Genomic DNA, 21,977 nt, shown 5'->3' with positions numbered 1-21,977 from the left:
AACCGCTTCCGGACGTGCCGGCCTCGGCTGGCGCGTTCGTGCACGCATTCCGAAAACCCGACAAGACAGGAGATCATTCCTTTTCAGGACGTCCGTAAGGATTTGCCGGAAAAGGGAAGAAAACCCGTCGGTTGGTGGAGTGCGGGCAGAGGTCGGGCGGTTCGCCGGCTGACCTTGTCCTGTCCAAGACTGCAGGCGCCCGCGGGGAATCTCGATTTCTCAACGGCTTAATCGCATGGCCTGCATAGACGGGTGAAGACCGGATTTCACTTCGCGCCCAGCTTTACGGCTGGCTCCGCGGAACGGGTCTGGTTCGGACCTCGACACGCCGTGGGCCTTAGCGGGCTCCCGGAGGGCAGGCTTTGAATTGTCGTCTTGCCCGGCGTGTCCGATGGGTTTTGGCCCTGAGGTTCAGGTTTGGGCGGGACGATGGGTGCAACCCGGCGGTCCCGCTTTCGCGATGACCGCCAACCGGAAAGAGCTTGCTGTGGAACGAGCGGCAAAAAAGGAAGCGGTCGAACAGCTCAATGGGGTCTTCAAGACCACGAGCGTCGCGGTCGTTGCCCAATATTCCGGCCTGACCGTTGCCCAGATGCAGAAGCTGCGGACGCAGATGAAGCAGGCTGGCGCCTCGGTGAAGGTCTCGAAGAACCGTCTCGCCAAAATTGCTCTTGAAGGCACTGACGTCGTTGCCATCGGTCCCATGCTGAAGGGACCGACCGTGATCGCCACTTCGAATGATCCGGTAGCGGCGCCAAAGGTCGCCGTCGAATTCGCCAAGACGAACGAAAAGTTCGTCATCATCGGCGGCTCGATGGGAACGACCGTCCTGAATGTCGACGGCGTGAAGGCTCTTGCCTCGCTGCCGTCGCTTGACGAGCTGCGTGCAAAGATCGTCGGCCTGCTTGTGGCCCCGGCGACCAAGCTCGCTCAGCTCGCCAATGCGCCCGCGGGCAAGCTCGCGCGCGTCATCCAGGCTCATGCCTCAAAGGGCGAAGCGGCCTGACGCCCTTCGCAAAACTCAAACCCGAACCAGACTTACATTCAAGGAAACTGAACAATGGCTGACTTGCAGAAGATCGTTGACGACCTCTCGAGCCTCACCGTGCTCGAAGCTGCCGAACTCGCGAAGCTCCTCGAAGAAAAGTGGGGCGTGTCCGCCGCTGCGGCAGTGGCCGTTGCCGGTCCCGCCGCTGCTGCCGCCGCTCCGGCGGAAGAGAAGACCGAGTTCACGGTCGTTCTGGCCGCCGCCGGCGACAAGAAGATCGAGGTCATCAAGGAAGTCCGCGCCATCACCGGCCTGGGCCTGAAGGAAGCAAAGGACCTCGTCGAGGGCGCGCCGAAGCCTGTCAAAGAAGGCGTGAACAAGGACGAAGCCGAGAAGATCAAGGTCCAGCTCGAGAAGGCTGGCGCAAAGGTCGAGCTCAAGTAAGCAACGCTTACTGGCACAAGATCCCGGCGAGCGTCAGCGAAACCGGGATCTCTGACCATCTCGAAAGGGTGGGCCAGATGCAAAAGGCGTGCGACGGAACGTCCCGATGCAGGCCGAACACGGAAAAGTGTGGGGATTTGAGGGTTTACCCCTCGAATCTCCACTATTGTCGCCCCATATCGGGTCGGCAGCACGAAAGCGCGGTGGGCAGGGATGCCGGATTTCCCTGTAAGCCGTTGGGAGAGCAAGCTATTTCGGGCTTTTGCAGTCCGTGAAGACGATCGTTGTGACGGGCGGGCGTGCCTATGCGCCCCGCGCGTCGTTTTGCGTTTTGAAGATCTGAAGAACAGATTCAGGACATGACGGCCTGAAACTGGATTTTTGGTCCCCAAAACGGGTTCGAAAAATTCAACCCGGGGAGTGGTGGCAGCCGCTTCTTGGACGACGCGCCCCGAGCGGGCGACGAAATGAGAGGCCACGATGGCGCAGCAGACATTCACCGGTCGCAAACGCGTTCGCAAGTTCTTCGGACACATCAAGGAAGTCGCCGAGATGCCGAACCTCATCGAGGTTCAGAAGGCATCCTATGACCAGTTCCTGATGGTCGACGAACCCGCGGGCGGACGCCTCGACGAGGGTCTGCAGGCGGTGTTCCGCTCGGTGTTCCCGATCTCGGACTTCTCGGGCACCTCGATGCTGGAATTCGTCCGCTACGAGTTCGAACAGCCGAAGTACGACGTCGACGAGTGCCGCCAGCGCGGCATGACCTTCGCGGCACCGCTCAAGGTGACGCTGCGCCTCATCGTGTTCGATATCGACGAGGAAACCGGCGCGAAGTCGGTGAAGGACATCAAGGAGCAGGACGTCTACATGGGCGACATCCCGCTCATGACGATGAACGGCACCTTCATCGTCAACGGCACCGAGCGCGTCATCGTCTCGCAGATGCACCGGTCGCCCGGCGTGTTCTTCGACCACGACAAGGGCAAGACCCATTCCTCGGGCAAGCTGCTGTTCGCCGCCCGTGTCATCCCGTATCGCGGCTCCTGGCTCGACATCGAGTTCGACGCCAAGGACATCGTGTATGCGCGTATCGACCGTCGCCGCAAGATTCCGGTGACGTCGCTGATGTTCGCGCTCGGCCTCGACGGCGAGGCGATCCTGTCCACGTTCTACAAGAAGATCCTCTACAAGCGGACCAAGGAAGGCTGGCGCGTTCCGTTCGACGCCAACCGTTTCCGCGGTTACTCGACCATCAACGACCTGATCGACGCCGACACCGGCAAGGTCGTGCTCGAGGCCGGCAAGAAGCTCACCGTCCGCGGTGCGCGTCAGATGCAGGAGAAGGGGCTGAAGGCGCTGCGCCTGTCGGATGAGGAGCTCGTCGGCAACTATCTCGCCGAGGACCTCGTCAATCCCAAGACCGGCGAGATCCACGCGGAAGCCGGTGAAGAGATCACCGACAAGTCCATGAAGGCCCTCAACGAGCACGGCTATAAGGAGTTGCCGCTGCTCGACATCGACCATGTCAATGTCGGCGCCTACATCCGCAATACGCTCTCGGCCGACAAGAACATGACGCGCGAGGACGCGCTGTTCGACATCTATCGCGTGATGCGTCCGGGCGAGCCGCCGACGCTGGATTCGGCGCAGGCGATGTTCCAGTCGCTGTTCTTCGATTCCGAGCGTTACGACCTCTCCGCGGTCGGCCGCGTCAAGATGAATATGCGCCTCGACCTCGATGCGCCCGACACCCAGCGCACGCTGCGCAAGGAAGACATCCTCTCCGTCATCAAGACGCTGGTGGATTTGCGCGACGGCAAGGGCGAAATCGACGACATCGACCATCTCGGCAATCGCCGTGTGCGCTCGGTCGGCGAGCTCATGGAGAATCAGTACCGCATCGGCCTCCTGCGCATGGAGCGCGCGATCAAGGAGCGCATGTCCTCGGTCGACATCGACACGGTCATGCCGCAGGACCTGATCAACGCCAAGCCGGCGGCTGCCGCCGTGCGCGAGTTCTTCGGCTCCTCGCAGCTCTCGCAGTTCATGGACCAGACCAACCCGCTGTCGGAGATCACCCACAAGCGCCGTCTCTCGGCGCTCGGACCGGGCGGTCTGACCCGCGAGCGCGCCGGCTTCGAGGTGCGCGACGTGCATCCGACGCATTACGGCCGCATCTGCCCGATCGAGACGCCGGAAGGTCCGAACATCGGCTTGATCAACTCGCTCGCGACCTTCGCGCGCGTGAACAAGTACGGCTTCGTCGAGACGCCCTACCGCAAGGTCAAGGACGGCCGCGTCACCGACGAGGTCGTGTACCTCTCGGCGATGGAAGAGGGCCGCTACACGGTCGCGCAGGCCAACGTGCCGCTCGACCCGAAGGGCCGCTTCACCGAAGACCTCGTGGTCTGCCGTCATGCCGGCGAAGTCTTGCCGGTGACGCCGGACAAGGTCGACTACATGGACGTGTCGCCGAAGCAGCTCGTTTCGGTTGCCGCGGCGCTGATCCCGTTCCTCGAGAACGACGACGCCAACCGCGCGCTGATGGGCTCGAACATGCAGCGCCAGGCGGTGCCGCTGGTTCGCGCCGAGGCTCCGTTCGTCGGCACCGGCATGGAAGGCGTCGTTGCGCGTGACTCGGGTGCCGCGATCGCGGCGCGCCGTTCGGGCGTGATCGACCAGATCGACGCGACCCGCGTCGTCATCCGCGCCACGGAAGATCTCGATCCGACCAAGTCGGGCGTCGATATCTACCGTCTGATGAAGTACCAGCGCTCCAACCAGTCGACCTGCATCAACCAGCGTCCGCTGGTGAAGGTCGGCGACATCGTCAAGAAGGGCGACATCATCGCCGACGGTCCGTCGACCGATCTCGGCGAGCTCGCGCTCGGCCGGAACGTGCTCGTCGCGTTCATGCCGTGGAACGGCTACAACTTCGAAGACTCGATCCTGCTCTCCGAGCGGATCGTGAAGGAAGACGTCTTCACCTCGATCCATATCGAGGAATTCGAGGTGATGGCCCGCGACACCAAGCTCGGGCCCGAGGAAATCACCCGCGACATTCCGAACGTTTCGGAAGAAGCGCTGAAGAACCTCGACGAAGCCGGCATCGTGTACATCGGCGCGGAAGTGCGCGCCGGCGACATCCTGGTCGGCAAGATCACGCCGAAGGGCGAAAGCCCGATGACGCCGGAAGAAAAGCTCCTGCGTGCCATCTTCGGCGAGAAGGCCTCCGACGTTCGCGACACCTCGCTGCGCGTTCCTCCGGGCGTGCAGGGCACGATCGTGGAAGTGCGCGTGTTCAACCGTCACGGCGTCGACAAGGACGAGCGCGCTCTGGCGATCGAGCGGGAAGAGATCGAGCGTCTGGCCAAGGACCGCGACGACGAGCAGGCGATCCTGGACCGCAACGTCTACAACCGTCTTGCCGAGCTGCTCGAGGGACGGCAGGGCATCGCCGGTCCGAAGGGCTTCAAGAAGGACACCAAGATCACCCGTGCGGTGCTCGAGGAGTACCCGAAGTCGCAGTGGTGGCTGTTCGCTTCGCCGAACGACAAGCTGATGGCCGAAATCGAGGCCATGCGGAAGCAGTACGACGAGTCGAAGAAGGGGCTGGAACAGCGCTTCCTCGACAAGGTCGAGAAGCTTCAGCGCGGCGACGAGCTGCCGCCCGGCGTGATGAAGATGGTCAAGGTCTTCGTCGCGGTGAAGCGCAAGATCCAGCCCGGCGACAAGATGGCCGGCCGCCATGGCAACAAGGGCGTGGTGTCGAAGATCGTGCCGATCGAGGACATGCCGTTCCTCGAAGACGGTACGCACGCCGACATCGTGCTCAACCCGCTGGGCGTGCCCTCGCGCATGAACGTCGGACAGATCCTCGAGACCCATCTCGGCTGGGCCTGCGCCGGCCTCGGCAAGCGCATCGGCCAGACGGTCGATGCCTATTTGTCGAAGCAGGACATCAGGCCGCTGAAGGAAACCTTGAAGAAGGTCTACGGCGAGGACGAGACGATCAAGTCGCTCAACGACAACGAGTTGATCGAGCTCGGCCACAATCTGAGCCGCGGCGTGCCGATCGCGACGCCGGTGTTCGACGGCGCCAAGGAAGCCGACATCGAGGAGATGCTGAAGCTTGCCGGTCTGGACGCTTCGGGTCAGTCGACCGTGTATGACGGCCGCACCGGCGATGCGTTCGATCGCAAGGTGACGGTGGGCTACATCTACATGCTCAAGCTGCACCATCTGGTCGACGACAAGATCCATGCGCGTTCGATCGGTCCGTACTCGCTCGTCACCCAGCAGCCGCTGGGCGGCAAGGCGCAGTTCGGCGGCCAGCGCTTCGGCGAAATGGAGGTGTGGGCGCTCGAAGCTTACGGCGCGGCGTACACGCTCCAGGAGATGCTGACGGTGAAGTCGGACGACGTCGCCGGCCGCACCAAGGTGTACGAGGCGATCGTGCGCGGCGACGACACGTTCGAGGCCGGTATTCCGGAATCGTTCAACGTGCTGGTCAAGGAAATGCGCTCGCTCGGCCTCAACGTCGACCTGCACAATTCCAAGGTGGGTCCGGCGCCGACGTCGGAAGCGGCCGAGTAAAACGACCTTTCATGCCCGGCCTTCACGGCCGGGCATCGGCGCCCGACCCGAGGCCTTGAGGGCAGGGCGCCCCGCTCGAGTGATTTTCGAATTTGCGGCCGTAGGCGACCGGCACGCGAGGAGAAGACGATGAACCAAGAAATTATGAATCTCTTCAACCCGACGACTCCGGCTCAGGTCTTCGACCAGATCCGGATCTCGATCGCGTCTCCAGAGAAGATTCTGTCCTGGTCCTACGGCGAGATCAAGAAGCCGGAGACCATCAACTACCGTACCTTCAAGCCCGAGCGCGACGGCCTGTTCTGCGCCCGCATCTTCGGGCCGATCAAGGACTACGAGTGCTTGTGCGGCAAGTACAAGCGCATGAAGTACAAGGGCATCATCTGCGAGAAGTGCTCGGTCGAGGTCACGCTGTCGCGCGTCCGGCGCGAGCGCATGGGCCATATCGAGCTCGCAGCCCCCGTCGCCCACATCTGGTTCCTGAAGTCGCTGCCCTCGCGCATCGGCCTCCTGCTGGACATGACGCTGAAGGATCTCGAACGGATCCTCTACTTCGAATATTACGTCGTGCTCGAGCCGGGCCTCACCGCGCTGAAGGACCGTCAGCTGCTGTCGGAAGACGAGTATCTGAAGGCGCAGGACGAGTACGGCCAGGATTCCTTCACCGCCATGATCGGCGCTGAGGCGATCCGCGAGCTGCTCAAGGGCATGGATCTCGAGAAGCTCGAGGCCTCCTTGCGCATCGAGATGCAGGAGACCGACTCCGACATCAAGCACAAGAAGCTCGCCAAGCGCCTGAAGATCGTGGAAGCGTTCCGCCACTCCGGCAACAAGCCGGAATGGATGATCATGACCGTGGTCCCGGTGATTCCGCCGGACCTGCGTCCGCTGGTGCCGCTGGACGGCGGCCGCTTCGCGACCTCGGACCTCAACGACCTCTACCGCCGCGTCATCAATCGCAACAACCGCTTGAAGCGGCTGATGGAGCTGCGCGCCCCGGACATCATCATCCGCAACGAGAAGCGCATGCTTCAGGAAGCGGTCGATGCGCTGTTCGACAACGGCCGCCGCGGCCGCGTCATCACGGGCGCCAACAAGCGTCCGCTGAAGTCGCTCGCCGACATGCTCAAGGGCAAGCAGGGCCGCTTCCGTCAGAACCTGCTCGGCAAGCGCGTCGACTATTCGGGCCGTTCGGTGATCGTGGTCGGTCCCGAGCTGCGCCTGCATCAGTGCGGCCTGCCGAAGAAGATGGCGCTCGAGCTGTTCAAGCCGTTCATCTACTCGCGGCTTGACGCCAAGGGCCTGTCCACGACCGTGAAGCAGGCCAAGAAGCTGGTCGAGAAGGAGCGGCCCGAGGTCTGGGACATCCTGGACGAGGTCATCCGCGAGCATCCGGTGCTGCTCAACCGAGCGCCGACGCTGCATCGCCTCGGCATCCAGGCGTTCGAGCCCGTGCTGATCGAGGGCAAGGCGATCCAGCTCCACCCGCTGGTCTGCGCCGCGTTCAACGCCGACTTCGACGGCGACCAGATGGCCGTGCACGTTCCGCTGTCGCTCGAGGCGCAGCTGGAAGCGCGCGTCCTGATGATGTCGACCAACAACATCCTGCATCCGGCGAACGGCCAGCCGATCATCGTGCCGTCGCAGGACATCGTGCTCGGTCTGTACTACGTCTCCATCATGCGCGAAGGCCTGCCCGGCGAGGGCAAGATCTTCGGCGACATGGCCGAGCTCGAGCATGCGCTGCACGCGAAGGTCATCCACCTGCACACCAAGATCAAGTATCGGTGGCAGGGCATGGACGAGACCGGCAAGGTCTCGACGCGCTGGATCGAGACCACCGCAGGTCGCGTCATGCTCGGCAATCTCCTGCCGAAGAACCCGCGCATTTCGTACGAGATCATCAACAAGCTGATGACCAAGCGCGAGATCTCCGGCGTCATCGACCAGGTCTACCGCCACTGCGGTCAGAAGGAGACTGTGATCTTCTGCGACCGCATCATGGCGCTCGGCTTCTACAACGCGTTCAAGGCCGGCATCTCGTTCGGCAAGGACGACATGGTCGTTCCGCACTCCAAGTGGAAGATCGTCGACACCACCCGTACGCTGGCGAAGGATTTCGAGCAGCAGTACAACGACGGTCTGATCACCCATGGCGAGAAGTACAACAAGGTCGTCGACGCCTGGTCGAAGGCCACGGAAGAAATCGCCAAGGCGATGATGAAGGAGATCTCCTCGACCAAGAAGACGGCGAGCGGGGCGGATGCCGACATCAACTCGATCTACATGATGGCTCACTCCGGTGCCCGCGGTTCGCCGGCCCAGATGCGCCAGCTCGCCGGCATGCGCGGCCTGATGGCCAAGCCGTCGGGCGAGATCATCGAGACGCCGATCATCTCGAACTTCAAGGAAGGCCTCTCGGTTCTCGAGTACTTCAACTCGACCCACGGCGCCCGCAAGGGCCTCGCGGACACCGCGTTGAAGACCGCGAACTCCGGCTACCTGACCCGTCGTCTGGTCGACGTCGCGCAGGACTGCATCATCACGCAGAACGACTGCGGCACCAAGCTCGGCATCAAGATGCGCGCCATCGTCGATGCCGGCACCGTGGTTGCCTCGCTCGGTTCGCGCATCCTGGGCCGCACGGCCTGCGAAGACGTGCGCGACAGCTCGGGCAAGGTGATCATCAAGCGCGGTACGCTGATGGAAGAGAGCCATCTGGACGCCATCCATCAGGGTGGTGTGCAGGAGGTGAAGATCCGCTCGGCACTGACCTGCGAACTCGTCAACGGCATCTGCGGCATGTGCTACGGCCGCGACCTTGCCCGCGGCACGCCGGTCAACCACGGTGAAGCCGTCGGCGTCATCGCGGCGCAGTCGATCGGCGAGCCGGGCACCCAGCTGACCATGCGCACCTTCCACATCGGCGGTGCGGCGCAGCTCAACGAGCAGTCGTTCGTCGAATCCAACTTCGACGGCAAGATCGTGATCCGGAACAAGGCCATCGCCCGAAACAGCGAAGGTCATCTGGTCGCGATGGTGCGCAACATGGTGATCGCGATCGTCGATGCCGACGGCACCGAGCGTGCGACGCACCGTATCCAGTACGGTTCGCGCCTGCATGTCGACGAAGGCGACACCGTCAAGCGCGGCCAACGCATCGTCGAGTGGGATCCCTACACCCGTCCGCTCCTCACCGAAGTCGAAGGTACCATCGGCTTCGAGGATCTGGTCGAAGGGCAGTCGATCTCGGAAACGCTGGACGAAGCCACCGGTATCGCCAAGCGCGTGGTCATCGACTGGCGCTCGACCCGCGGCGGCGCGGACCTGCGTCCGGCCATCGTGGTCAAGGGCAAGGACGGCAAGGTGCTCAAGCTCGCCCGTGGCGGCGATGCCCGCTACATGCTGTCCGTCGATGCCATTCTCTCGGTCGACGTCGGAGCCAAGGTCAACCCGGGTGACATCCTCGCCCGTGTCTCGACCGAAAGCGCCAAGACGCGTGACATCACCGGCGGTCTGCCGCGGGTGGCGGAACTGTTCGAGGCCCGGCGTCCGAAGGATGCGGCGATCATCGCCGAAATCGCGGGCACCATCCGGTTCGGGCGCGACTACAAGAACAAGCGTCGCATCTCGATCGAGCCGATGGACAAGACCGACGAGGCGCGCGAGTACCTGATCCCGAAGGGCAAGCACATCCACCTTCAGGACGGCGACGTCGTCGAAAAGGGCGACTTCATCGTGGAAGGCAACCCGGCGCCGCACGACATTCTGGCGGTGAAGGGCATCGAGGAGCTCGCGGCCTATCTGGTCAACGAGATCCAGGAGGTCTACCGGCTCCAGGGCGTGCTCATCAATGACAAGCACATCGAGGTGATTGTCCGTCAGATGCTCCAGAAGGTGGAAGTCACCGACCAGGGCGACACGGACATGATCTCGGGCGAGCAGGTCGACAAGATCGAGTTCGACGCGCTGAACGAGAAAGCCAAGGAAGAGGGCAAGAAGATCGCCACGGGTACGCCGGTTCTGCTCGGCATCACCAAGGCGAGCCTCCAGACCCGCTCCTTCTTCTCGGCGGCCTCGTTCCAGGAGACCACCCGCGTCCTCACGGAAGCGGCGGTCAACGGCAAGGTCGATCCGCTCGAAGGCCTCAAGGAGAACGTCATCGTCGGCCGGCTGATCCCGGCAGGCACCGGCGCCTCGATGGCCAAGATCCGCGAAGTCGCGATGAAGCGCGACAAGCTGATCCTGGACGAGCGCGAGAAGCAGGCGGCCGTCGTGTCGCCCGCGCCGGAAGCGGAGCCGATGGCGCTGCCGCCCGCGGAATGATCGTTCATCCGTAGGAATACCGAGGACAATGAAAAGGCCGGCGCAAGCCGGCCTTTTTGCTGCTTTGTTTGCCTGTTGCGGTGCAAGATCAACATTTGTTCATCTTTCCTTCAGGCGCAAAAGCGCTTCTGCTAGGAGAGTTTAGACCGGTGGATCCCGTGACGGGGGCAGGGCCGGAGACCACGGAACTCTCATGCTTGATCTGGCAATCGTAGGCGGCGGCCCCGGCGGGCTGATGAGCGCTTGGTATCTGAAGCGCAAGCTCGGCGATCTCTGCCGCGTCACCATCTACGAGGCATCCGACCGGCTCGGCGGCAAGATCGTCACGCGTAAATTCGATTCCGCGCCCGCGATGTACGAGGCCGGCGTCGCCGAGATCTACGACTACTCGATGACCGGGCCGGATCCGCTGCGCGAACTGATCCAGCATTTCGGCCTGCAGACCATTCCGATGGACGCCGAACAGGTGCAGTTCGGCGGCGAGCTGCTCAACGACGTCGCCGGCATGCGCCGCAAATACGGCGCCAGGACTGCGGCCGCGATCGAGACGTTCCGCGAGCGCTGCGCCGAGGCGATGTCGCCGATCGAATATTACGAAGGCGTCGGCGCGCACGACAACGAGAACCCCTGGGCCGACAAGACCGCCGAGCAGGTGCTCGACGAGGAGGTCGAGGACGAGACCGCAAAGCGTTTCTTCAAGGTGATGGCACGCTCGGACATTGCGACCGAGAGCCACAACACCAACGGCCTCAACGCGCTCAAGAACTATCTGATGGATGTCGACGGCTATATCGGCCTCTATTCCATCCAGAACGGCAACGAGCAGCTGATCGAGTGCCTGCAGTCGGAGGTCAATGCCGACATCCAGCTCAATCACCGCGTGCTCACCGTCGGCAAGGCGCCGACGGGCCGCTACCAGCTCAAGATGATGAACGGCAAGGGCCCGGAGACGCGCGACTTCGATCTCGTGCTGGTCTGCCTGCCGCATTCCTGGCTTGCCACCATGGGCTGGGAGGGCGAGCAGCTCCGCAAGTCGATGGTCAAGCACGTTTCCTATTTCGACCGCCCCGCGCATTATTTGCGCGTCTCGATCCTGTTCGACACGACGTTCTGGGGCGACAAGATCACGGGCGCCTGGTTCATGTCGGAGGCCTTCGGTGGCTGCTGCGTCTACAACGAAGGCGCGCGTCACGACGTCGGCAACCACGGCGTACTGAACTGGCTGATTCCGGGCTCCGACGCGCTGGCCTTCGCCAATCTCTCCGACCAGGAGCTGATCGACGCCGCGCTGAAATCGCTGCCGGCCTCGCTCGGCGATGCGCGTTCGCATGTCATGGAGGGCAAGATCCACCGCTGGCTGTCGTCGGTGAACGCGATTCCGGGCGGCTTGCCCGTGCGCGACGTCATGACCAATCACCGGCCCGAGCCGAAGGAGCATCCCGGAATCGTCGTGGTCGGCGACTATCTGTTCGACTCGACGCTGAACGGTTTGCTCGACTCCTCGGACGCGGCGACCGACATCATCCTGACCGAGATGATGCGCCTCCGCCGCGAGCGTTCGCAGGACGACAAGCCGCTCTCCGACAAGATCGATCGCGACTATTTCGCAAACTATCGCGGCCTCGGCCCCTATAGCGAGGCGTGGCGTCACTTCACCGATCCGGATTACCTCACCAGGCTGATCGGCATCGTCTGGGGCAAGACCAAGGGTGCCAAGCTATTGGTCGCGGGCTCGGCCAGCGGGGAGCTGGTCGGCGCACTGCGCGATCGCGGCTTTGATGCCTTCGGCATCGAGAACAACCGCGCGATCCACGCCAAAACGCCGAAAGCGCTGAAGAAGTACAACAAGCTCGGCTCGATCACCGACATGCCGTTCAAGGACGGCGCGTTCGACTTCGTGTTCGAGACCAGCCTCTGCCACGTTTCCCCGAAGCAGGTGGTCCGCGGGATCCGGGAGCTGAACCGCGTGGTCAAGACCGGCCTCGTGTTCGGCTCGATCACCTCCGACATGGCCTCGACGGTCATCGACCGCTACGACCTGTTGCGCGGGGTCAGGAAGCTCGGCACCTGGTGGGAATGGTCCGAACTGTTCTTCGGCAACGGCTTCGACCTGTCGATGCACCGCAAGGATTGCACCGACGCGCTCTGGGAGGCGACGCTCGCCGCCAACAAGGGCCCGGGCCAGTGGTACGCCGACGCCGACAGCTTGCGCTATTCCTTCTTCGACAAGGTCGAGGACGAGGACGAGGAGTAGCGGCAAGGACCGAGCCGGATTCGCCATTTGCTTTGCCGAATTCATTCTGATCGCATAGAATCGGTGCAATAGCGGTTTCCGCTATTTTCTGCTTTCTCTGCGGTCATGCCGGCCGTCAGCATCGGTTGGTTTCATGGCGTCCAGGCCTCCTTCTCCCGACAAAAAGAAGCTTGCTGCGGAAGAGGCGGCCGAGCTCGACGACAAGCTCGCCCCCGTCAAGCCCGACCTCGAAGACGACGAGGACGATGAAGACGAGGAGGATGACGAGCTGGAGCTCGACGACGACGATGAGGACGAGGATCTTGTCGTCTTTACCGCGCGCGAGGCTGCCGGCGCGCTCGCGACCATCCTGGGTTTCGTCAAACCCTTCCTGGTCAACTACAAGCGGATGCTGTCCTTCGTGGCGTTCGGCGTCTTCGTCGAGACGCTGTTCAACGTCATCATGCCGCTCAGCCTGAAGTACCTGATCGACGACGCGCTCGGCGAGGAGGATTTCCATGCGCTGTACAAGATCCTCGGGGTGCTCGCGGTCGCCGGCATCTTCACCTCGATCGTCGCGGTCTGGTACGAGCGCTGGGATGCGCGGCTGGCCGCCTGCATCATTTCCGATGTCCGCAAACGGCTGTTCGAGCATGTCCAGGACCTGCCGGCGGCGTATTTCGGCCGTACCAAGCGCGGCGAGATCCTGTCGCGCTTTTCCGTCGACCTCTCGGCCTTCGAAGGTTCGGTCAAGACCTTTGCCAACAGCGCGGCGCTGCCGTTCCTGGAATTGATCGCCGGCATCATCCTGATGCTGTTCCTGAACTGGCAGCTGGCGGCGGTCGCGCTACTGGTGTTCCCGATCACGCTGATCGGCCCGCGCATGCTCACCCCGAAAGCGGTGCAGGCCAATTACGAGCAGAAGCTGAACGAGAGCGCGCTGCTCGGCATGGTGCAGGAGAACGTCGCTGCGCAGGCCGTGATCAAGGCGTTCAGCCTGCAGCGCAAGATGTTCGGTTTCTTCGCTTTCCGCAACGACGAGACGCGCAACAGGATCGCCTCGGCCGCGTTCCTGTCGACCATGGTGGAGCGCACGGTCACCATCTCGGTGCTGCTCCTGCACCTCGTGGTGCTCGCGATCGGCGCCTATCTGGCGACCAAAGGCCAGATCACCATCGGTACTTTCGTCACCTTCGAGAGCGCGTTCTGGGAGGTCTCCTACAACATCGCCCACGTCATGCACTTCATTCCGGTGTCGATCTCTTCGGCCGCCGCGATCCGGCACATTCAGGAGCTGCTCGACGAGCCGACGCGCGGGGCCGATCGTGCCGGTGCGCCGGACCTGCCGCGCATCACCCACGACATCACCTTCGACCGCGTGACGTTCCAGTACGAGGGCAGCCAGACCCCGGTGCTGGACAATCTCAGCCTCAAGCTCGACGTCGGCAAGCGCATCGCCATCGTCGGTCCCTCAGGTTCCGGCAAGAGCACGCTGCTCAATTTGATCCTGCGACTCTACGTGCCCGACGAGGGCCGCGTCACTATCGACGGGGTCGACGTCCGCAAGGTGACGCTGGATTCGCTGCGCCGGAGCATGGCGGTCGTGTTCCAGGAGAACATGCTGTTCAACATGTCGATCCGCGAGAACATCCGCCTCGGCAAGGAAGGCGCGACCGACGAGGAGGTCGAGGAGGCGGCCAGGAAGGCCGAGATCCACCGCTACATCATGAGCCTGCCGCAGCGGTACGACACGCCGGTGGGCGAGCGCGGCGATACCCTCTCGGGCGGCCAGCGCCAGCGGGTCGCGATCGCGCGCGCGGTCATCCGTAATCCTTCCGTGCTGCTGCTGGACGAGGCTACCTCGGCGCTCGACCAGACCACGGAAGCCGCGATCAACCGTACGCTGCTCAAGGTCGCCAAGGGTCGCACCATGATCTGGTCGACTCACCGCCTGACCTCGGTGGTCGAGATGGACGAGATCATCGTGATTTCAGGGGGCAGGGCGATCGAGCGCGGCTCGCATGCCGAGTTGCTGGCGAAGAACGGCACCTACCGCAAGCTGTGGAACGACCAGATCCACCAGCCGCATGGCACGGCGGCTCAGGCCGGCGACGACAGCGACGAGGATGAAGACGACCTCGACGAGGACGATGAGGACGAGGACGACGAGGAGGAGTGACCGAGGAAGTTCGGCTCCAGATGGACAGCTCCTCCAAGAGGCCGCAGCAGCCCCTGAACCGACCAGGCAAGGAAGCGTGCCCAGCGCTGCGCCGCCCAGTAGGGGCTCGTCGCGATCGATACTGAACGGAAGTCGAATGCCCTCGCCGCCGACCATTCGTCGCACGCCCGCTTGACCGGATCGGCATAGAAAGCGGCGATCTTGTCGGTATCCATCCCGTCGGAGGCGAGCCATTGCGGGATGTAGACATTGCAGAGTCGCTCGACGTCGGTGAAGACCTTGTCGCAGCCGGTGCCGGCGGCAGGGCAGGAGGTCGCGAAGGCATCGCCCACCAGCACGAGGCCGGGCTGGCCGCTTGCGTCGTTCACATAGAGATCGACCGGGCGGATCTTGATCTCGCCGGGAACGTCGAATGCGCCGGTGATGCGCTTCAGCCGCGGCAGCGCGGCGTTCAGCGTCTCGGCCGGCGCCCGGCGCAATTCATGCAGCCAGGGATCGTCGAAGCCGCGGTAGACGAACAGATTGGCGCGCATCCTCGCCCCGATCGGAAACAGCGTGAGGTAGGGGATGCGGTCGCTCGGCCGTTCCGAGAAATAGGTCAGCGCCGGGAAGTCGAACGAATTCCGTCCCGCCGGCACCACGTCGAACCCGATTGAGATCGAGTGGCAGGCGCTGATGACTGTTCGCGCGATGCCGAGCTGGCGGCGCAGGCCGACATTGAGGCCGTTGGCGAGCACGACCAGCCGGGCCGAGACCACCTCGTCGTTGGAGAGCGTGATCTTCTGCCGTTCCGGGCTCGTCTCGACCGAGACGGCCTTGGCGCAGATTCGCTCGACGCTGGCAGCGATGTCGTCGCGGACGGCGTTAACGAGGGAATCGTAGAGGATGTTGAATTGGCGGCTGGGGGCCTTGTCGAGGAGTTGGCCGAAGCGGGCGATCCAGTTCTTGCCGACGAAGGTCGCGCGGCGCAGCACCGATTCGGCGATTCCGGTCTTCAGGAATCGCTCGACCTGCACGTGACCACTGAGTTTTTCGACTCGAAAGTCCGCCGGATAGCTCTCATGCGGATCGATCAGGACAGTCGAAATACCGGCGCGGCCGAGCATCGCGGCGGCGGTCGAGCCCGAAAGTCCTCCGCCGATGATGGCAATATCGGTGTAGCGCATGGCGTAAATCTCGGCGAAGGGGGCAGATTGACGCCTCAATCGGAAAGAAAGCCTTAGCAAGGGTAATAAAAGTATATTTTATCCGGGTGTAATTATATTTTGAGGTGGCGGAACCTGCGCTGCGTTCCCATATGGGAAAGGCTTGGTGAGCGCGGCAAACTGGCAAATTCCATAGGCGCGAGAAGCGTTTTGTGACTGTCGTTTCGCCTTGACTTGATCGACTCCCACTTATAGAAAGCGCCTCACTTAACGACAGGCGGTGAGCATCGCCAACGTCGGAACGGGCCACCCGTTGACCTCCAAGGTTCTGTGAACCCCCAAGGGTCGCTAAACACGGGCACCAACCTCGACGAATGCCGCTCAAACGCTGTCGATCATAGCTAGGCAATGCCAGTGCGATTTTAGTTCTCTTGAGCAAGCTCTCTCGAGATCGAGTTCGGATGCATGACCTCGGTGCGCGGACCGCAGCTTCAAGCTGACCGGTCTGAATATCGCGGTCCTCTGTGGCGTCGTAACGCTTTCCGCTCAGTGATGGTGCGGTTGGCGCAATTTCGCTTTGTGCGGATTGTCCCGCGGAAGGTGGCCTCGTCGGGCGGGTAGCTCGAAAGAATTTGCGGACCCGGTGACGGGCCGCGGCAAGACAGCGGACCCGCAAGGGGCCGCGGCAGAACACAAAGGGTAAGGCCAGGATGCCGACGATCAACCAGCTGATCGCTCAACCGCGGGAAGTGCAGAAGTCGCGCAAGAAGGTGCCGGCGCTGCAGCAGTCGCCGCAGAAGCGCGGCGTTTGCACGCGCGTTTACACCACGACCCCGAAGAAGCCGAACTCGGCGCTTCGTAAGGTTGCCAAGGTGCGCCTGACCAACGGCTTCGAGGTGATCGGCTACATCCCTGGTGAGGGCCATAACCTCCAGGAGCACTCGGTGGTCATGATCCGCGGCGGCCGCGTCAAGGACTTGCCCGGCGTGCGCTACCACATCCTCCGCGGCGTTCTGGATACCCAGGGCGTCAAGAACCGTAAGCAGCGTCGTTCGAAGTACGGCGCCAAGCGTCCGAAGTAAGCGGGAACCAAGCCTATGTCTCGTCGCCACTCAGCGGAAAAGCGCGAAGTTCTGCCGGATCCGAAGTTCGGGAACATCATCGTCACCAAGTTCATGAACTCGGTGATGTACGCCGGCAAGAAGTCGGTCGCCGAAGGTATCGTCTACGGTGCGTTCGGCATCATCGAAACCAAGACCAAGCAGAACCCGCTCGGCGTGTTCGAGCAGGCGCTCGAGAACGTCATGCCGACCATCGAGGTGCGCTCCCGCCGCGTTGGTGGCGCGACCTACCAGGTTCCGGTCGAGGTTCGCTCGACCCGCCGGCAGGCGCTGGGCATCCGCTGGCTGATCTCCGCTGCGCGCGATCGCAACGAGAAGACCATGACCGAGCGGCTCTCGGCGGAGCTTCTGGACGCGTCGAACAACCGCGGGAACGCCGTCAAGAAGCGTGAAGACGTGCACCGGATGGCGGAAGCCAACCGCGCCTTCTCGCACTATCGCTGGTAACGGCGACACACCCGGACTTGCAAGGAACGACTCATGCCCCGCCAACATGCCATCGAGGATTACCGTAACTTCGGTATCATGGCGCATATCGACGCCGGCAAGACCACGACGACCGAGCGCATCCTCTATTATACCGGCAAGAGCCACAAGATCGGCGAAGTGCACGAAGGTGCTGCGACGATGGACTGGATGGAGCAGGAACAGGAGCGTGGCATCACGATCACCTCGGCTGCCACCACCGCGTTCTGGGCCGGCAAGCGCCTGAACATCATCGACACTCCCGGCCACGTCGACTTCACCATTGAAGTCGAACGTTCGCTGCGCGTGCTCGACGGCGCCGTTTGCGTGCTCGACTCGAACCAGGGCGTCGAGCCCCAGACCGAGACCGTCTGGCGCCAGGGCGACAAGTACAAGGTTCCGCGGATCGTCTTCGCCAACAAGATGGACAAGACCGGCGCCGACTTCTTCAAGTGCCTGTCCGACATCGTCGATCGCCTCGGTGCCAAGCCGATCGCGATCCAGCTTCCGATCGGCGCCGAGAACAACTTCAAGGGTCTCGTCGACCTCGTGAAGATGAAGGGTATCGTTTGGAACGATGAATCGCTCGGCGCGAAGTTCGACTATGTCGACATTCCGGAAGATCTCGTCGAGCAGGCCAAGGAATATCGCGAGAAGATGGTGGAAGCCGCCGTCGAACTCGACGACGACGCATTGGCCGCCTTCCTCGACGGCAACGAGCCGGACGAAGCGACGCTGAAGCGGTTGATCCGCAAGGCGGTGCTTACCGGTGCGTTCTATCCCGTGCTGTGCGGCTCGGCCTTCAAGAACAAGGGCGTGCAGCCGCTGCTCGACGCCGTCGTCGACTATCTGCCGTCGCCGATCGACGTCCCCGCGATCAAGGGCACCGACGACCGCGGCAACGAGGTCGTGCGCAAGGCCGACGACAAGGAGCCGCTCGCGCTGCTCGCGTTCAAGATCATGGACGACCCGTTCGTCGGCACCATCACCTTCTGCCGCATCTACTCGGGCGTCCTGCAGAGCGGCACCGGCGTCGTGAACTCGACGCGCGAGAAGAAGGAGCGCATCGGGCGCATGCTGCTGATGCATGCGAACAACCGCGAAGACATCAAGGAAGCCTATGCCGGCGACATCGTCGCGCTGGCGGGCCTGAAGGAAGCGCGCACCGGTGACACGCTGTGCGATCCCGACAAGCAGGTGATCCTGGAGAAGATGGAATTCCCCGAGCCGGTCATCGAGATCGCGATCGAGCCGAAGTCCAAGGCCGACCAGGAAAAGCTGGGCGTGGCGCTGGCCAAGCTCGCCGCGGAGGATCCGTCCTTCCGGGTGTCGACCGACCAGGAGTCCGGCCAGACCATCCTCAAGGGCATGGGCGAACTCCATCTCGACATCAAGGTCGACATCCTCCGGCGTACCTACAAGGTCGACGCCAACATCGGCGCGCCGCAGGTTGCGTTCCGTGAGCGCGTCACCAAGAGGGCCGAGGTCAAGTACACCCACAAGAAGCAGACCGGCGGTACCGGTCAGTTCGCGGAAGTGTCGATCGTGGTCGAGCCGAACGAGCCCGGCAAGGGTTACGAGTTCGAGTCCAAGATCGTCGGCGGTGCGGTTCCGAAGGAATACATCCCCGGCGTCGAAAAGGGCCTCAACAGCGTGATGGGCTCTGGTGTCGTCGCGGGCTTCCCCGTGGTCGACGTCAAGGTTCAGCTCGTCGACGGCAAGTATCACGACGTCGACTCGTCGGCGCTCGCCTTCGAAATCGCATCGCGCGCGGCGTTCCGCGAAGCGCTGCAGAAGGGAAAGTCCGTCCTGCTCGAGCCGATCATGAAGGTCGAAGTGGTGACCCCGGAAGACTACACCGGCTCGGTCATCGGCGACCTGAATTCCCGGCGCGGTCAGATCCAGGGTCAGGACATGCGCGGCAACGCCAACGTCATCAACGCGATGGTGCCGCTCATGAACATGTTCGGTTACGTGAACAACCTGCGCTCGATGAGCCAGGGTCGCGCGACCTTCACCATGCAGTTCGACCACTACGCAGAAGCGCCGGCCAACGTGTCGGCAGAAGTCCAGAAGAAGTTTGCCTGATTGTCGTCGGTTGAAAGCTGACGATTGAACGGAGAGTCAAATGGCCAAAGCAAAGTTTGAACGTAACAAGCCGCACTGCAACATCGGCACCATCGGTCACGTTGACCATGGCAAGACGTCGCTGACCGCGGCGATCACCAAGGTTCTCGCCGAAGCCGGCGGCGCGACGTTCACCGCGTACGACCAGATCGACAAGGCGCCGGAAGAGAAGGCGCGCGGCATCACGATCTCGACCGCGCACGTCGAGTACGAGACGCCGAACCGCCACTACGCCCACGTCGACTGCCCCGGCCACGCTGACTACGTGAAGAACATGATCACCGGCGCCGCCCAGATGGATGGTGCGATCCTGGTCGTGTCGGCCGCTGACGGCCCGATGCCGCAGACCCGCGAGCACATCCTGCTCGCCCGCCAGGTCGGCGTGCCCGCGCTCGTCGTGTTCCTGAACAAGTGCGACATGGTCGACGATCCGGAGCTGCTTGAGCTCGTCGAGCTCGAAGTCCGCGAACTGCTCTCGAAGTACGAATTCCCGGGCGACAAGATCCCGATCATCAAGGGTTCGGCACTCGCCGCTCTCGAAGATTCGGACAAGAAGCTCGGCCACGACGCCATCCTCGAGCTGATGAAGAACGTCGACGAGTACATTCCGCAGCCGGAGCGTCCGATCGACCAGCCGTTCCTGATGCCGGTTGAAGACGTGTTCTCGATCTCGGGTCGCGGTACCGTCGTGACCGGCCGTGTCGAGCGCGGCATCGTCAAGGTCGGCGAGGAAATCGAGATCGTCGGTCTGCGTGCGACCCAGAAGACCACCGTCACCGGCGTCGAAATGTTCCGCAAGCTGCTCGATCAGGGCCAGGCCGGCGACAACATCGGTGCGCTGCTCCGCGGCACCAAGCGCGAAGACGTCGAGCGCGGTCAGGTGCTGGCGAAGCCGGGTTCGGTCAAGCCGCACACCAAGTTCAAGGCCGAGGCTTACATCCTCACCAAGGAAGAGGGCGGCCGCCACACCCCGTTCTTCACCAACTACCGTCCGCAGTTCTACTTCCGCACCACCGACGTGACCGGTGTCGTGCATCTGCCGGAAGGCACCGAGATGGTGATGCCGGGCGACAACATCGCGATGGAAGTGCACCTGATCGTGCCGATCGCGATGGAAGAGAAGCTCCGCTTCGCGATCCGCGAAGGCGGTCGCACCGTCGGCGCCGGCGTCGTCGCCTCGATCATCGAGTAATTACGAGAATAGGGATCGGCGAGTAGCGAATGGAGACATTCGCTATTCGCTATTCGCCACCCACTGAAGAAAGACCACGGCAATGAACGGCCAAAACATTCGTATCCGGCTCAAGGCGTTCGACCATCGTATCCTCGATACGTCGACCCGCGAGATCGTGAACACGGCGAAGCGCACCGGCGCGCAGGTCCGCGGACCCATTCCGCTGCCCACCCGCATCGAGAAGTTCACCGTCAACCGTTCGCCGCACGTCGACAAGAAGAGCCGCGAACAGTTCGAGATGCGCACCCACAAGCGTCTGCTCGACATCGTCGATCCGACCCCGCAGACCGTCGATGCTTTGATGAAGCTCGACCTGGCCGCCGGTGTCGACGTCGAGATCAAGCTCTAAGATTTTTGGATCACGTTCGCGACTAGCGGACAGAAAGAACAGGAAGCACGCCGATGCGCTCCGGAGTGATCGCACAAAAGGTCGGGATGACGCGGGTCTTTACAGAGGCCGGCGAACATATCCCCGTGACCGTGCTGAAGCTCGGCAATTGCCAGGTCGTAGGCCACCGCACTGAAGAGAAAAACGGTTACGTCGCGCTCCAGCTTGGTTCTGGCAGCCGCAAGACCGTGTACATGCCCAAGGCGGAGCGTGGCCAGTTCGCTGTCGCCAAGGTCGAGCCGAAGCGGCAGGTCGAGGAATTCCGCGTCTCCGCGGATGCCATGATCCCTGTCGGCGCCGAGATTCTCGCCGACCACTTCGTGGTCGGCCAGTTCGTCGACGTCACCGGCACCTCGGTCGGTAAAGGCTTCGCCGGCGGCATGAAGCGCTGGAACTTCGGCGGTCTGCGCGCCACGCACGGCGTGTCGGTCTCGCACCGCTCGATCGGTTCGACCGGCGGCCGTCAGGACCCCGGCAAGACCTGGAAGAACAAGAAGATGCCCGGCCATATGGGTGTCGACCGCATCACCACGCTCAACCTTCGAGTCGTCCAGCTCGATGTCGAGCGCGGCCTGATCCTCGTCGAAGGCGCCGTTCCCGGCTCCAAGGGCGGCTGGATCCGCGTGCGCGACGCCGTCAAGAAGCCGCTGCCTAAGGAAGCTCCGAAGCCCGGCAAGTTCAAGGTTGCTGGCGAAGCGGAAGCCGCCCCGGCTGCGCAGGAGGCGTGA

The 21,977-nt window shown here is 62.9% G+C and carries 13 protein-coding genes; 12 read left to right on the top strand and 1 reads right to left on the bottom strand.

The features are described from left to right. Window positions 1-487 precede the first annotated feature (487 nt). The 6 genes from rplJ (at window position 488) to OC450_RS26675 (ending at window position 14,769) form a co-directional block, all read left to right on the top strand. Window positions 488-1,006, top strand: coding sequence for a 50S ribosomal protein L10 (rplJ, locus tag OC450_RS26700; RefSeq protein ID WP_211386664.1), 519 nt, complete (start codon window positions 488-490; stop codon window positions 1,004-1,006). A 54-nt stretch (window positions 1,007-1,060) separates the two neighbouring features. Continuing rightward, entirely contained in the window at window positions 1,061-1,432 is a 372-nt protein-coding gene (gene rplL / locus OC450_RS26695; protein ID WP_211386663.1) for a 50S ribosomal protein L7/L12, read from the top strand. A gap of 480 nt (window positions 1,433-1,912) precedes the next feature. After that, a complete protein-coding gene (gene rpoB / locus OC450_RS26690) occupies window positions 1,913-6,031 on the top strand; it encodes a DNA-directed RNA polymerase subunit beta (protein ID WP_211386662.1) in 4,119 nt (1,372 codons plus the stop codon). Between the two features lie 129 nt (window positions 6,032-6,160). Then, window positions 6,161-10,357: a DNA-directed RNA polymerase subunit beta' gene (gene rpoC, locus OC450_RS26685; RefSeq protein ID WP_211386661.1), complete on the top strand. Its 4,197-nt coding sequence runs from the start codon at window positions 6,161-6,163 to the stop codon at window positions 10,355-10,357. A gap of 193 nt (window positions 10,358-10,550) precedes the next feature. After that, a complete protein-coding gene (locus tag OC450_RS26680) occupies window positions 10,551-12,611 on the top strand; it encodes an FAD-dependent oxidoreductase (protein ID WP_262048955.1) in 2,061 nt (686 codons plus the stop codon). Window positions 12,612-12,744: 133 nt separating this feature from the next. Next, window positions 12,745-14,769 (top strand): ABC transporter ATP-binding protein, encoded by a 2,025-nt coding sequence (locus OC450_RS26675; RefSeq protein ID WP_256808380.1) that lies wholly within the window; start codon window positions 12,745-12,747, stop codon window positions 14,767-14,769. Here OC450_RS26675 and OC450_RS26670 read toward each other — a convergent pair. Next, window positions 14,691-15,935, bottom strand: coding sequence for an FAD-dependent oxidoreductase (locus OC450_RS26670; protein ID WP_256808379.1), 1,245 nt, complete (start codon window positions 15,933-15,935; stop codon window positions 14,691-14,693). The two genes, OC450_RS26675 and OC450_RS26670, sit on opposite strands and share 79 nt — an antisense overlap. 689 nt (window positions 15,936-16,624) lie before the next feature. Here OC450_RS26670 and rpsL point away from each other — a divergent pair. The 6 genes from rpsL (at window position 16,625) to rplC (ending at window position 21,977) form a co-directional block, all read left to right on the top strand. Next, window positions 16,625-16,996: a 30S ribosomal protein S12 gene (gene rpsL, locus OC450_RS26665; protein WP_007603006.1), complete on the top strand. Its 372-nt coding sequence runs from the start codon at window positions 16,625-16,627 to the stop codon at window positions 16,994-16,996. Between the two features lie 15 nt (window positions 16,997-17,011). Beyond that, a complete protein-coding gene (gene rpsG / locus OC450_RS26660; RefSeq protein ID WP_018322260.1) occupies window positions 17,012-17,482 on the top strand; it encodes a 30S ribosomal protein S7 in 471 nt (156 codons plus the stop codon). A gap of 33 nt (window positions 17,483-17,515) precedes the next feature. Further along, window positions 17,516-19,588 (top strand): elongation factor G, encoded by a 2,073-nt coding sequence (gene fusA, locus OC450_RS26655; protein WP_211386657.1) that lies wholly within the window; start codon window positions 17,516-17,518, stop codon window positions 19,586-19,588. Window positions 19,589-19,628: 40 nt separating this feature from the next. Beyond that, window positions 19,629-20,819, top strand: a complete 1,191-nt coding sequence (gene tuf / locus OC450_RS26650) for an elongation factor Tu (RefSeq protein ID WP_200455586.1) — start codon at window positions 19,629-19,631, stop codon at window positions 20,817-20,819. An 82-nt stretch (window positions 20,820-20,901) separates the two neighbouring features. Beyond that, window positions 20,902-21,210 carry a 30S ribosomal protein S10 gene (rpsJ, locus tag OC450_RS26645; RefSeq protein ID WP_002712302.1) on the top strand — a complete coding sequence of 103 codons (309 nt, stop codon included), beginning with the start codon at window positions 20,902-20,904 and terminating at the stop codon, window positions 21,208-21,210. Between the two features lie 53 nt (window positions 21,211-21,263). Then, complete coding sequence (gene rplC, locus OC450_RS26640) at window positions 21,264-21,977, top strand: 50S ribosomal protein L3 (protein ID WP_211386656.1); 714 nt, start codon at window positions 21,264-21,266, stop codon at window positions 21,975-21,977.

The organism is Bradyrhizobium sp. Bra78 (assembly GCF_024519855.1).
GTDB lineage: Bacteria > Pseudomonadota > Alphaproteobacteria > Rhizobiales > Xanthobacteraceae > Bradyrhizobium > Bradyrhizobium japonicum_G.
The sequence above is the reverse complement of the archived record's forward strand: the minus strand, read 5'-3'. Positions and strand labels throughout refer to the sequence as shown.